15 protein-coding genes are annotated in these 12,804 nt (G+C 50.0%); all 15 read left to right on the top strand.

Features of this window, described 5'->3' with window-relative positions; all coding sequences use genetic code 11:
• The first annotated feature begins 11 nt into the window (after positions 1-11).
• The 15 genes from ACG1BZ_RS14905 (at position 12) to ACG1BZ_RS14835 (ending at position 12,538) form a co-directional block, all read left to right on the top strand.
• A complete protein-coding gene (locus tag ACG1BZ_RS14905; RefSeq protein ID WP_413662505.1) occupies positions 12-683 on the top strand; it encodes a hypothetical protein in 672 nt (223 codons plus the stop codon).
• A gap of 23 nt (positions 684-706) precedes the next feature.
• Positions 707-1,921, top strand: coding sequence for a helix-turn-helix domain-containing protein (locus ACG1BZ_RS14900; protein ID WP_413662504.1), 1,215 nt, complete (start codon positions 707-709; stop codon positions 1,919-1,921).
• A 200-nt stretch (positions 1,922-2,121) separates the two neighbouring features.
• On the top strand, positions 2,122-2,739 hold the full coding sequence (locus ACG1BZ_RS14895; protein WP_413662503.1) for a hypothetical protein: 618 nt from the start codon (positions 2,122-2,124) through the stop codon (positions 2,737-2,739).
• Positions 2,740-2,888: 149 nt separating this feature from the next.
• The gene (locus tag ACG1BZ_RS14890; RefSeq protein WP_413662502.1) at positions 2,889-3,266 is read left to right on the top strand and encodes a D-Ala-D-Ala carboxypeptidase family metallohydrolase; all 378 of its coding nucleotides are present in this window, start codon (positions 2,889-2,891) and stop codon (positions 3,264-3,266) included.
• Positions 3,267-3,564: 298 nt separating this feature from the next.
• Positions 3,565-4,056 carry a hypothetical protein gene (locus tag ACG1BZ_RS14885; RefSeq protein ID WP_413662501.1) on the top strand — a complete coding sequence of 164 codons (492 nt, stop codon included), beginning with the start codon at positions 3,565-3,567 and terminating at the stop codon, positions 4,054-4,056.
• 92 nt (positions 4,057-4,148) lie between these two features.
• Entirely contained in the window at positions 4,149-4,517 is a 369-nt protein-coding gene (locus ACG1BZ_RS14880; RefSeq protein WP_413662500.1) for a 3TM-type holin, read from the top strand.
• Positions 4,514-4,723: an HP1 family phage holin gene (locus ACG1BZ_RS14875; RefSeq protein WP_413662499.1), complete on the top strand. Its 210-nt coding sequence runs from the start codon at positions 4,514-4,516 to the stop codon at positions 4,721-4,723. Before ACG1BZ_RS14880 ends, ACG1BZ_RS14875 begins: the two co-directional genes overlap by 4 nt.
• Positions 4,713-5,435 carry a hypothetical protein gene (locus tag ACG1BZ_RS14870; RefSeq protein ID WP_413662498.1) on the top strand — a complete coding sequence of 241 codons (723 nt, stop codon included), beginning with the start codon at positions 4,713-4,715 and terminating at the stop codon, positions 5,433-5,435. Before ACG1BZ_RS14875 ends, ACG1BZ_RS14870 begins: the two co-directional genes overlap by 11 nt.
• A gap of 87 nt (positions 5,436-5,522) precedes the next feature.
• Positions 5,523-6,044 (top strand): hypothetical protein, encoded by a 522-nt coding sequence (locus tag ACG1BZ_RS14865; protein WP_413662497.1) that lies wholly within the window; start codon positions 5,523-5,525, stop codon positions 6,042-6,044.
• Positions 6,007-8,019 (top strand): terminase gpA endonuclease subunit, encoded by a 2,013-nt coding sequence (locus tag ACG1BZ_RS14860; protein ID WP_413662496.1) that lies wholly within the window; start codon positions 6,007-6,009, stop codon positions 8,017-8,019. The genes ACG1BZ_RS14865 and ACG1BZ_RS14860 overlap by 38 nt, the downstream gene beginning before the upstream one ends.
• Complete coding sequence (locus ACG1BZ_RS14855; protein WP_413662495.1) at positions 8,020-8,235, top strand: primosomal replication protein PriB/PriC domain protein; 216 nt, start codon at positions 8,020-8,022, stop codon at positions 8,233-8,235.
• Positions 8,235-9,716, top strand: a complete 1,482-nt coding sequence (locus ACG1BZ_RS14850) for a phage portal protein (RefSeq protein ID WP_413662494.1) — start codon at positions 8,235-8,237, stop codon at positions 9,714-9,716. The genes ACG1BZ_RS14855 and ACG1BZ_RS14850 overlap by 1 nt, the downstream gene beginning before the upstream one ends.
• A 9-nt stretch (positions 9,717-9,725) precedes the next feature.
• Positions 9,726-11,777 carry a ClpP-like prohead protease/major capsid protein fusion protein gene (locus ACG1BZ_RS14845; protein WP_413662493.1) on the top strand — a complete coding sequence of 684 codons (2,052 nt, stop codon included), beginning with the start codon at positions 9,726-9,728 and terminating at the stop codon, positions 11,775-11,777.
• A gap of 85 nt (positions 11,778-11,862) precedes the next feature.
• The gene (locus ACG1BZ_RS14840) at positions 11,863-12,234 is read left to right on the top strand and encodes a capsid cement protein (RefSeq protein WP_413662492.1); all 372 of its coding nucleotides are present in this window, start codon (positions 11,863-11,865) and stop codon (positions 12,232-12,234) included.
• Between the two features lie 7 nt (positions 12,235-12,241).
• Entirely contained in the window at positions 12,242-12,538 is a 297-nt protein-coding gene (locus tag ACG1BZ_RS14835) for a hypothetical protein (RefSeq protein WP_413662491.1), read from the top strand.
• The last annotated feature ends 266 nt before the right edge of the window (positions 12,539-12,804 follow it).

Raw genomic sequence — 12,804 nt, 5'->3', positions numbered from 1 at the left:
AAGGGACGCTTATGGACACTGAGGAGTTGTGTAGTTTTCTGTGTCAAGAATTGCCGCGAACACATTTAGACAGGTTGCTGGGGGCCGTTGAGTCGGCATTTCACATCAGTAACCAGCACCTTACAGAGCGATTCGACAAGGTGCCTCGGAGTGGGCCGGGGCCGCAGTCGCATCACTATCATCTTCAGGAGGCGTTACTGAATATACCGCCAGGGGAGGGTTTTAGCGTAACCAATCAAGCCACTCGCCCCGCTGGTGGTCATTATGCATTGGTGAATGCGGGGGCGCTTAAACTGACCGCTAGCGTGATCACTATGGATAGGGCTCCGGCCGTCCGTGACGCGAGATTTCGGCGAGATTTACGCCAATTGAATGAAAGATTACAGCAGCAGCACCCAGATCTCTTTAACTCCCCGGTTCCACCCTTCGGCCCACAAGAGGATTCGTTGCACGCCTTGTTGCTTCCTTATACGGCCAAATGGAGCGAAGCCGATCACAGCAAGCCCTTAGCCTGCATCATTGCGATTCCTCACAGTGACAATTCACGCCATTATCATCTACGGAAGGATGTCTCAGAGCTTTGGAAATACTATGAAGAAGGGGGAGGTGTTACGGACATTGCCTATCCGAAGCTGCGTGATAAGATGCGCGCCGCCGAAACCGGTGGCAATGCGCCGGGCTAGTAATTTTGATGAGATGAAATGAAATGAGAACTGGCGTTGAAGGTTTTCAAGGGGCGCGTCTGAAGCAGTTGCGCGCGGCCCACAGCTTGACTTTGGTAGAGCTGGGAGAGCGGATTGGCCGTTCTTCAAGCACCTTGTCGGCTTGGGAAAATGGCGCTCAGTTACCGGAAGCAGAGTCGCTTGGGCTCTTGTGCCGCACCTTCGGTGTTTCCCGCCTGTGGTTTCTGAAAAGGGTGCCTGTGGCGGTAGAGAATCCGCGCCCTTATTTTTTTCGCAACGAGGCTGCTGCCTATAAGCAGGCGCGTGAGCGGTCTCAGTTATACCTGACGTGGTTGCAAGAAATCTCCGCTTTTTTTCAGGATGCGATGGACTGGCCGCCTCTCAATATTCCTATGATGGAGGTTGATGACTGCCGTCAGATAAGTGACGACGATATAGAAGATATGGCTCGCCTATGCCGCCAAAGATGGAATCTGGGCACTTCTCCTATCCAGGATGTTATTCAGGTGATGGAGAATGCGGGCATTATCTGCACCCGTGCTACTTTGGGCGATGTGAAGATGGATGGGGTCTCTCATGTGTCTATGATGGATGGTCGTCCCTATGTATTGATCGCAGAGGATAAGGCGAATGCGATCCGCAACCGTTTTGATGCGGCGCACGAGTTGGGACATATTGTGTTGCATTCGCAAATTTCAGAGAGTCAGTACGCTAAAGGAGCGTATTACAAGCGCATGGAGGAGCAAGCACATCGTTTTGCTAGCGCCTTCTTAATGCCTGCTGAGAGTTTTTCGCAGGAGGTAGTCTGGCCGACTCTCGACAACCTACTTTCACTCAAGCCCCGCTGGAAAGTGTCGGTTGCAGCAATGATTGCACGCTGTAGAGACCTTTCGCTGGTTAATGAATCTCTTGAATTGAGATTGTGGAAGGGGCGCTCTTCACGTAAGTGGACCAAAAGCGAACCGGGTGATAATGCGGTTGCATTCGAGCGACCAAAGTTGATGATGCGTGGGGTACACCTGTTGGTGGAGAATGGTGTCTTCGAACGTGATGCGTTGGTTAATCAAATCGGGTTAGCCCCGGCGACGATTGAAATGCTGTGCAATCTCTCAGAAGGCTATTTGACTGCGCAGCCCTCAACAGAGGATAGAGTGGTTCCTATCAGGCTGAAACAAAACCAGAGAAACGCGCAGGGGATTGATTCAAAACCTGCTGATGTGCTGGAGTTCAGGAGATAGTTCCTAGTGGGTTGACGGCTTTGTCCTGAGGGGGTATAAATTCCCTAGCATGCAGTTTTTCTGCTTTGCAAAATTAAACCGGTCATTGAGCCGGTTTTTTTGTGCCTAAAATTGCTACTTGGATTTTATTTAAAGGTTGCATTTAATGTCACAATATTGATTGTGCTCTATTGGATGAGCGTTAAGCTTTTGGGGAATTTATGATACGGATATTTGTTTTAACGGTACTTGCCCTTCTTACATTTAGTCATGCTAGTGCTGATGAGTCATTTGAAGGGGTTATTAAGTATAAAATTGAATTTGAGAGCTATCACGAAAACCTCCCTATACATTTGTTGGAAGAAGGCTTTGGAACTTCTGCTCAAGCCTTTTACAAGCCAGGTTATATGAAAATGGTTTTCACTGGAAAGCAGGGGCAAGAGCATGCTTGGGAAGTTTATGTAGCATCAGAGAATAAGCAATTTTTAAAGATGAAGTCTGATCCTGTCCCTGTTTCTCACGATAGTGGAAAAGAGACAAGGAAGCTCAAGAGTTTTACAGATGCTGATTCTGACTATGAGGTTCTTGGGAGAAAGACCCGTGTAGTTACTATTGAGTACGAAGATGGATCGCTATCAAAGTATTGGTATTCCCCTAGTATATTTATTGACCCAGCTCAATTCCAAAAGTTGGAATTTTCCTATTTGAATAGGTATTGGGAGGTTGCTAAGTCGCCATACTTAAGGCATGAGTGGCACAAAGAGAACTATAAGTTAATATATACAGCTGAGAAGATATCTGCTGAAAAGTTGGACGATAGCCTTTTTAGTGTTGAGTAGAAAAATAACCAGATAACTCTGGTTGTTGCCATAGAAGCCCGCCCTAGTGCGGGCTTTCTTGTTTCTGGATTTTCATTTTCATCCTTTCACTACCTATACTTGGCGGCGTTCTTTTGGGCGCCGTTTTTTTGCTTAAATCTTGAGGATTTATGTTTCATAACGACTATTTCACAGAGTTGGAGTTGGCCTGTCGTTGTTGTGGTAAAAATCATTTTAAAGATGAAACGCTAATGCGCTTGATTAGAGTCAGAGAGCGATTTGGCAAGCCAATGATTATCAATTCCGGTTATCGTTGCCTAGCACATAACACTCAGTTAAATGCCACTATGACCCACGCCACTGGACAAGCTGTTGATGTTCAGGTAGCTGTAGGGCGAGCCTATCGGTTAATCCAAGTCGCTCAGGAGTTAGGGTTTACTGGTATAGGAGTAAAGCAGAAAGGCCCAATAGGAAAGCGATTCCTTCATCTGGATGACCTTGAGTCAATACCCGGCGAGCGCACCCGCCCCACCGTCTGGAGCTATTAACTGATCAAGACCCGAAAAATGGGTATTAAGAGGGAGGTGAAAAAATAACCGCCAGGATTGAGGGAGTGTCGTGAGGGGGCAGTCAATGTAGGAAAGCCTAGGGCAATTAGTACGGTTGGGTAGGAAATGTGACTAAAAACGGGCTCGATAATGTTTAGCGGCTTTCATTACTAGAAGAATTCGCATAACTCGTTGATATTATTTGCAATCTTAGGTAGCTTCGCGCACGTTAAGTGTGCTGGTAGTGGTCATGGGGCCGCTATATAAACTTCAGTCTAAATCTTGGGGATCTCAAAAGGTGCAACCATCTCAATCAGTAATAATTCTTCTCCTAGTGGCAAATTTAGTTGCAACCGTATGGTTTGGCCTCAATGAGAGGACAGCTCCAGTACAAACTCAAGCAGAAAAAACAGCAGAGCACGAGCTACCATTGTTTATAGACTCTAAGGTCCGAGTGCATATATATAATGAATTCGTCAAAGCATTTAATGCTGGTGATAATGATGCCTTATATGACATGTTCGGCCCTGCAGCAAAAGCCCAATTTACAAAAGAGAGTGCAGAAACTGAGTTCCAGAGATTAACCAAAATTTTCAATTCTGTTGAAAGTGGTGCTTTCACCCACTCTCAACTAGCCGGAACAGAGGGGAATACAAGTTTCTACGTTTTGCATTATGCAGTTAAGTTTCCTGACGAGAGTGAGTTTGGTACATCAGGTACACTGAAAGTGACTATTGCCATTCAGGGAAGTGAATACCAAATATATGGCATCATGATTAATGCAGGGTAGTGCTTAAATAAGCCAGCCAGATACTCAATCATATAAACCGGCCACTGAGCCGGTTTTTTTGTACCTAAAAAAACCTTAATCAGGAGCTACCTGTGATTTCAGCGATATCCAACCTGCTTGGTAAGGTCATCGATAAAGCTCTCCCAGACAAGACGGAAGCCAACCGCCTAAAAGCTCAGGTTGATTCACAGCTGATTTCAATGGACTTGGAAGAGCTAAAGGCAGCAACCAAGGTAATCACGGCAGAAGCCTCAGGGGAGTCATGGCTACAGAGAAACTGGCGGCCAGTAACAATGCTCACATTTGTTGGGCTAATTGTATTTCACTGGTTGGGATGGACAGCTCCAAACTTAAGCGAGGATCAAACTCTAGCACTGCTGGAGATAGTAAAAATCGGCCTCGGTGGTTATGTCGTAGGGCGCAGCGCTGAAAAAGCGATGAAAGCTTGGAAGCAGTCATGACACTTCACGATACCCTAAGAGAATTAGCAGATAAGGCTGGCTATATGACTGCCATTGGTGCTGGAACTCTCGCTGGTTGGCTCGCGGATAACTGGTTAGGCCTTGCTGGAGTGCTGATAGCTGCGGCGGGCTTGATGGTTAATTGGTATTACAACCACAAGCGCTTGAAGCTGCAAGAGCAGCAGGGCGGGGACGATGGACGTTAGTGTTAAGCTCGATACCTCAAAGTTCGATCGAGCAGCTGCTGAACTGAAGAAGCAATTACCTTATGCCAGTTCGGTTGCCCTAAATAACGTGGCCTTTCGTATACGTGGAGAAGAGCGTGCAGCAATTGGGCGCATCTTTGCAAATCCAGCGAAGCTGACACTGAACTCTGTACTGGTGAAGAAAGCCACTAAGCGCTCAGGTGTTTCGAAGATCTTTATCCGTGATCAAGCAACCAACGGCACGGCACCGAGTAAATACTTGGCGCCGTCGGTTATCGACGTGAAGCGCAACGATAAGAGATTTGAGCGTGCCCTGCGGCATTTAGGTGTACTGCCTGCGGGTATGTATGCCGTACATGGAAAAGCAGCAAGGCTAAACCGGCATGGGAATATCTCGGTCGGTACCTATAAGAAGATTCTGGCAGAACTCCGTGCTGGTTCAGGTACCAAGAAGGGCGGGGCAAATAGTGCTCAAGGGCCCACAGGCAAGCACTTTGTAGGAAAGGTAAACGGAGTGTTGGGTGTCTGGAAAAGGGCTGGGGGTAAGAGACGTCCTAAAGTAAAGCCCATTCTTATTTTCCTAAAGGGAAAGCCAGACTACCGCAAGCGCTTTCCTTTCTTTCGAATTGCTGACGGCATAGCTCGTAGGCATTTGCCATTAGAACTTGATAAAGCCATGGATCATGCGATTGCGACCGCGAAGAGGCGCTGAATGGGTCCTCCTGAGTGGGGGTAGCACACGGGTAATTCGGACCGTGTTTTTTTAACAGATATCTGAAATTTCCTAGGGGGTTATACCTTGGCTGACAACCTATCACTTGATGATCAGGCCACTCAGTCTGGTTTTGCTCGTCTGGTTGGTGCTACTCAACCTGCTATTGCCAAACACTTCAAGGCTGAGGTCTTTACCGTAGGCGCCAGTTACGAAGTTTGGCTTCATGAATATTGCGAGCGACTGCGAACCGAGGCCGCAGGCCGCCAGGCGAATGAGGCCCGAAATCGTCGCGATATGGCCCAGGCGATTGAGTCTGAAGTTAATGCAAAACTAAAAATGCGCGAGCTGTATCGAGAGGATCAATTAATCCTTGATGTCGAGTCAACGCGCAAGGCGATGGTGGAGTGGTCCACCGTTGGAAAGAATGAATTTATAGGAGCGGTAGAGAGCATCATTATTGCTATCGAAAGTCAGTATGCCATTACCGTCGACAGAGAACCCCTACAGCCAAACATTGAAGCTGCCCTCAGAACTATTGGCGGTTACGAGATTGAATTTACAGAGGCTGGTGAAGGAGGTACGCCAGACCTGGATACCGCAGCCTAAAATCCCGCTGATTGAGTGGTTGCCAGAAAATATCAAACTGCCATCCGAAGATAGCGATAACGCAGGATATTACAGAGTAGATTTTGTGCCCTATTTCTGGGGCGTAATGTACGCGCTCGATAGCCAAGTCTCCTGGATGGTGGTAATGCAAAAAGCGGCGCAGATTGGCTGGACGGTACTGTTAGCGGCAGATATCTGTAAGGTGGCGGTGACTGATCCCGCGCGGGTTTTGATGCTCTTTCCTAAGGATTCAAAAGGCCAGAACTTCATGGACGAAAAGTTCGTGAAGATTGTTGAGGGCTCGCCGAATGTAGCGCGTGTGATTGATGTCTCCACTAGTCGCAAGCTAGGCAACAGATCTACCAGAAAAGTATTCCCTGGTGGGGAAGTGCGTACAGTCGGTTCTAACTCCGTCTCCAATGTTAAATCCACCACCGCCAAGCGCGGCTATGTGGAGGAACCGGACGACACTAATAAAGACGTTGGTGATCAGGGCGATTCCATTCGCCACCTGCGCGAACGCCTTAAGCGGATGCGCAATAAGAAATTAATTATCGGCGGCACCCCTGCCGTTGCTGATCTTTCCCAGGTGGAGCACTACACCAAACTCGGCACTATGCGTGTACTGCCGGTTACTTGCCATGACTGCGGTGATTCTCATGTACTGGATTGGGAAAACGTCAGTTGGTTGGAAAAAGAGGGAGGCACACCGCACCCGGTATTTGGCTTGAATCAGCCAGAAACCGCAATTTACGGTTGCCCCAAGTGTGGCAGTGAGTGGGATGACTACCGCCGCCAAGCCAACATATTGCAGACCTGTAAAACAGCGCGTGAAAGCGGTGATGAATTTGCCGGCTGGGTTAAAACCCAATGTGGTGAAGACTATGAGCAGGATGAGATAGAGCCGATAGAGACTTTTATGGAGCTATCGGAGCTTTATGTGTGTATCCCTGGCACAGGATTGGCAGAGGTCGTTAGGGATTTTTTAGAGGCTGAACACGAAGCCAAAAGCGGTGATGAGTCTGCACGCATCGTATTCCAAAACAACAAGTTAGGCAGGCCCTATAAACATGCTGCCAACCGATTACTGGACCACCAAAAACTGGAAGAAGCCGCTGAAGATTACCCAGAACTGTTTTGTCCTGCTGGCGGTTTGCTGGTGACTGCCGGCGTCGATGTCCAGCATGATCGGCTCGCAATCACCATCCGCGCATTTGGTCGCAATGAAGAAAGCTGGCAAATGTACTGGGGTGAAATTGATGGGGATACTGTAGATAAGCGTGATAGCTGCTGGGATGCTCTGGACAAGTTATTGTTTCAAGGTTTTAAGCATGAGCGCTTTGGTGAGATTTACGCATCTGCAGTAAGCATCGATTCCTCTGACGGTACTACCAGTAGCGCGGTGTATGAGTGGGTAAGAACTAGAAAAAGAAAATATCGTCACGTCCTTGTGATGGCGATTAAGGGCGATAGTAGAGACTTTGGTAGTAAAGAAATATTTTCTCATCCAAGGAAAGCTGAAGTTAGCAATCCTACACGCGCTACTAAAGCAGACCGCCATGAAGTGAAGGTATATATGGTGGGTACTCACAAGGCCAAAGATCTGATTGCTAGGCGACTTTTAGGCACCAGTGCCTATATGCACAGCTGTAAGCATGTACGACAGGATTACTGGGAGCAGGTGACTGCTGAAGTAAAAGCACCGAGCAAAAAGTATAGAGGCAGAGAAACCTGGCAAAAGCGTCCGGGTAGACCCAACGAAGGAGTGGATACTGAAGTCTATGCCCTACACGCAGCCTATGCGATGAACCTGTACAAGAACAACGAAAAAAAATGGTCCATTATCGAATCCCGCCTGGGCCAGCGTACCTTGTTTAGTGAATCAGAGTCTCCTCAAACACCTAGACAACCCAAACCCGCCGTTAAAAAACCAAGGCAGCCCGCGCAGCCAGCCGGCTCTCTACTGGATAGTTAAATGTCTAAAACTGCACAAGAGATGGTCGACCTCTATATCGAGGCCGAGGTAGACGTGCTCGCCGGTAAAACCACGGTCATTAACGGCCGCCAATTTACCGCCGAGAACCTGCAGGAAATCCGCGCGGGCCGTCAGGAGTGGGAGCGCCGCGCAACCGCAGAAACCTTAAAGGCCGCCGGCAAACGCCCTGGGCCCGCCTACGCGAATTTTAATTAATGAATAAATTAGATTCTGTCATCGGGTTTTTTGCACCCGAGGCTGCCTTGCGCCGTGTACAAGCTCGGCGTGCCCTGGAGATCGCCGCCGCCTATGAAGCCGCGCGCCCCAGTCGCCTGCGTAAAAACCCCGGTGATAACCGCAGCGGCGACCTGGTGCTGGAAGGCAGTGTGGAAACCCTGCGCGGCCAAGCCCGGCACCTGGAGCAAAACCACGACTTTGCCTTTGGCATTCTCACCACCTTGGTCAACAACATCGTCGGCCCACGCGGCATCGATGTGGAGTTCCAACCCAAAACCTGGGATGGCGATATCCACGATGGTTTTGCCAGCCAAATGAATGACGCTCACAAGGAATGGGCGCGGCGCCCGGAATGCACCCGGCAGTTCAGCTGGGGCAAAGCCCAGCGGCTTTTGTGCAATACCTGGCTGCGCGATGGTGAAACTTTAATGCGGCACTTGCAGGGCACAGTGCCCGGCTTAAAACACCGCACCCCGGTGCCTTACACCATCGAATGCCTGGAACCGGATTTCCTGCCGGTGGATTACAACGATCCCAGCAAGCGTATTGTGCAAGGCATTCAAAAATCCGCCTGGGGTGAGCCTGCGGGCTTTTGGTTGTACGACGAACACCCCGGAGCCTCATTTAACTGGCGTATGAAGCGCAGGCTTCACAGCGCCGACAATATCGAGCACCTCAAATTTGTGCGCAGGCTGCACCAAACCCGAGGGGTTTCCATTTTTGCAGCGGTAATGAATCGCCTTACCGATATTAAAGACTATGAAGAAAACGAACGCGTTGCCGCCAAGATTGCTTCAGCCATGGTGGGCTTTATCCAAAAGGGCAGTCCAGATGATTACTCGCAGAACGACGTTGATGATGAAGGAAATCGCACCTTGGCTATTCGCGCTGGTGCTATCTATGACGATCTGCGGCCTGGGGAATCTGTCGGCACCATTCAAAGTAATCGCCCCAGCGGTCTACTAACGCCATTTTTAGAAACGATGCACCGCATGGCTGCCGCCGGCACCATGGCCAGCTTTAGCAGCATCAGTAAAAACTACAACGGCACTTATAGTTCGCAGCGCCAGGAACTGGTAGAGCAGTGGGCAAACTACGAAACCCTCAGCTTGGAATTCTGTGAGGAAATTGTAGAGCCGGCCACCCGCCGCTGGGTGCAAATGGCTTTACTGGCGGATGCCTTCAAAGTGCCGAGTGATGTGGATCCATCCACATTAATGCATGTCGATTTTATTACCCCGGTGATGCCCTGGATTAATCCGGTCCATGAAGCCAGCGCGGATGAAACCCTGCTGGAAAATGTACTGGCCAGCCCACAGCAGACCATCCGCCGCCGAGGCAAAAAGCCGGACGATGTGATTAAGCAAACCGCTGCCTGGCAGCGGAAGCTCAAACAAAACGACATTACTACCCCAACCAAACGCGAAGCCGTACCCGCGCAAGAAACTGAATCTGAATAGGAGGCAGCCATGCCGAATAAATCCTGGTACAGCATCACCGCTGCCGCCAATACCAGTGAAGCCGATATTTATTTGTATGACTACATCGGCTACTGGGATATGACGGCAAAAGACTTTGCCCGCGATCTCAAAGCGCTCGGTGATGTCAGCAGGATCAATCTGCATATCAATTGCCCCGGCGGTGATGTGTTCGACGGTACTGCCATCTACAACCTGCTCAAAGATCACAAAGCCGAAGTGGAAACCTGGATTGAAGGCATCGCAGCCAGTATGGGCAGTGTGATCGCCCTGGCCGGGGATACGGTCCATATTGCCGAGAACGCCTATTACATGGTGCACAACCCCAGTGCCGGTGTTCGCGGTGATGAGCGCGCTCTGGAAAAAACCAAGAGCCTGCTGGCCAAAGTCAAAGCCACCATGAAAAGCCTGTATTCCTCACGCACCGGCATGTCGGATGAGGAAATCAGCCAAGTGATGGATGACGAGACTTGGTATACCGGCACCGAAGCGGTAGAGGCCGGCTTCGCCACCGACACCACCGCAGCCATAGAGATGGCTGCCAGCTTCAGTGCTGATCACTTAAATCAATTTAAAAACACCCCGCAAGCCATTAACGCATTGGTCATGCAGGGGCCCACTGAATTTAAATTCCCGTCTGCGGTTGCAGACAATCCAACCCAAACCCAAACCAAGGAAGCGCAAGCCATGCCTAAAACCACCTCCACCACGCCAGCTGCAACCGCTGCGCCCGAGGTTACTCCAGAAATGAAAGCGCAGATTGCTGCCGATGCCAAAGCGCAATTTGCCGCCGATGAGAAAAAGCGCAAAGACGATATCACGGCCGTATTTAAAGGCTTCGAAGCGCACAGTGTTGTGATGCAGGAATGTCTCAATGATATGGACTGCACCGCCGAAAAAGCCAAAGACAAACTGCTTGAAGCCCTCGGCAGCCAAACCCCAACCCCCGTGCAAAGCTACAGCGTGGTAGTGCAGGAAGGTGAAGGTATCAAGCGCTTAAAAGCCGATGCGGAAAATGCGATTGCTGTACGTGCCCTCGGTGAAAAGCGCACAGAGGGCAATGAACTCAGCGGCTACACCATGATGGAGATTGCCCGCATCCTCATGCAGGCCCACGGCCAAAGCTTGTCCGGACTCGACAGAATGGGTGTGGTCGCTGCAGCGTTTACCCATAGCTCGGGTGACTTCGCAACGGTACTCGGCAATATCGCCAATAAATCCATGCTCAAAGGCTATGAAGAAGCACAAGAGATCTTCCCGCGCTTTACCAGTGTCGGCAACCTCAGTGACTTTAAACTCACCACCCGCACAGACTTGGGCAGCTTCCCCTCACTGCGCCAAGTGGCACCGGGGGCAGAATTTAAATATGTGAGTATCGGCGAACGGGCCGAGACCGCCGCACTGGCGACTTACGGGGAACTCTTCTCTATTAACCGCCAGGCGATTATTAATGACGACCTGGGGGCCTTTACCCGAATCCCGCAAAAGATGGGCCTCGCCGCCGTGCGCACCGTGGGGGATCTGGTATTCAGCATCCTGCTCAACAATCCCAAAATGGCAGATGGAAAAGCCCTGTTCCATGCAGATCATGGCAACCTAGCCAGCGCCGCTCTAATCAATACCGCCAGCATCGATGCCGCACGGGTGAAGATGGGCAAGCAAAAGGATGGCAGCGCAGTGCTCAATATCCGGCCCAAGTTCCTGCTCTGTGATATTGCCGACGAAGGCAGCGCAAAGGTTGCTCTGGAATCCGAATTCGAAGTGGGCGAATCCAGTAAAAACAACACCACACCGAACAGCGTGCGCAATATTGCTGAAGTGCTCTCTGATGCGCGCCTTAGCGGACACAACGGCTGGTACCTCAATGCCGACCCGGTAGTGCACGACACCATCGAAGTGCTCTATCTGGATGGTCAGCAGGCCCCGGTGTTAGAAGAGCAAAATGGTTGGAGTGTTGATGGGGTGGAATTCAAAGTGCGACTGGATGCCGCAGCCAAAGCCTGGGACCCCAAAGGCATGGTGAAGACTCCAAAAACCAGCTAACCGCTAGCTCTAGCAACGTTCATTGAAGAGGTCGCATCGCGCGGCCTTTTTACTTTCAGTTACAAACCCAATTGAGGGAAAGAGAATGGCTACTAATTTTGTACAAGACGGCCGCATGCTGGATTACACCAACATCACCAGCGCGGATATCACCTCTGGCCAGGTGGTACCGGTCGGTGCGGTGCTGGGTGTAGCAATGGATGATATCGCCGTGGGTGAGTCCGGTGTGATTGCTATTGATGGCGTATTCACTGTGCCCAAGGTATCCGCCGCAGAAATCGATCAGGGTGAAACTCTCACCTGGGTGGTTGCCTCCAGCTCATTCGATAACAACGCAGCCACTGCAACTACTGGCGATATCACCGGTGCAACGGCCTTTGCCGCTGAGGATGCGGGTTCCAGTGTCACCAGCTTCGCGGTCAAATTTACAGGCGTACCGGGCACAGTGAAGGCTTAGGTAATCCATGGATCTGGACCAGAGAACCGCAGAGCGCGCGTTTCGAAAGTGGGGCAAAGCCGCTACCTATGATGATGGTAGCGGCGGTGAGCCTATTGATTGCCGCGTGATAAAAGATCAAGAGGTTGATGAGTTCGAGGAAGATGAGCGTGTGCGGGTGCTGCGTGTTGAGTTGAATCTGTTGGTGAGTGAGGTAGGTGCTTACAACTCTGAGGCGATGATTACACTTGGTGGTGTGGGGTATAGGGTGCGTAAGCGGCTGGCGGATGATGGGGTTGTTTGGCGGGCGTTGGTGGATGTGTAGCCTGAGTGGGTAGGTCAGCACGAGATTTATGATCATTGTGATTGTTATTTTTTTGAATTGCTCAAACATACAGAAAAATGCTTTAAAATCATTGACTTAAAAGATCGGTTAAAAATGGGGATAGTGGTCAAGTTGATCATTTTTCTAGATGGATCGATAGTACCAATTACTCGTAATCCATTGATTTAGTGGAAGAAGATGGCGTGTTGGCGTAAATTTGTATCAGAAATAGTAGTCAAGATAATAATGGTCATGATGACTACTAT

This window comes from Microbulbifer sp. CNSA002 (assembly GCF_047324085.1).
GTDB lineage: Bacteria > Pseudomonadota > Gammaproteobacteria > Pseudomonadales > Cellvibrionaceae > Microbulbifer.
Note: the sequence above shows the minus strand (reverse complement) of the source record. Positions and strands in the feature narration are given on the sequence as shown.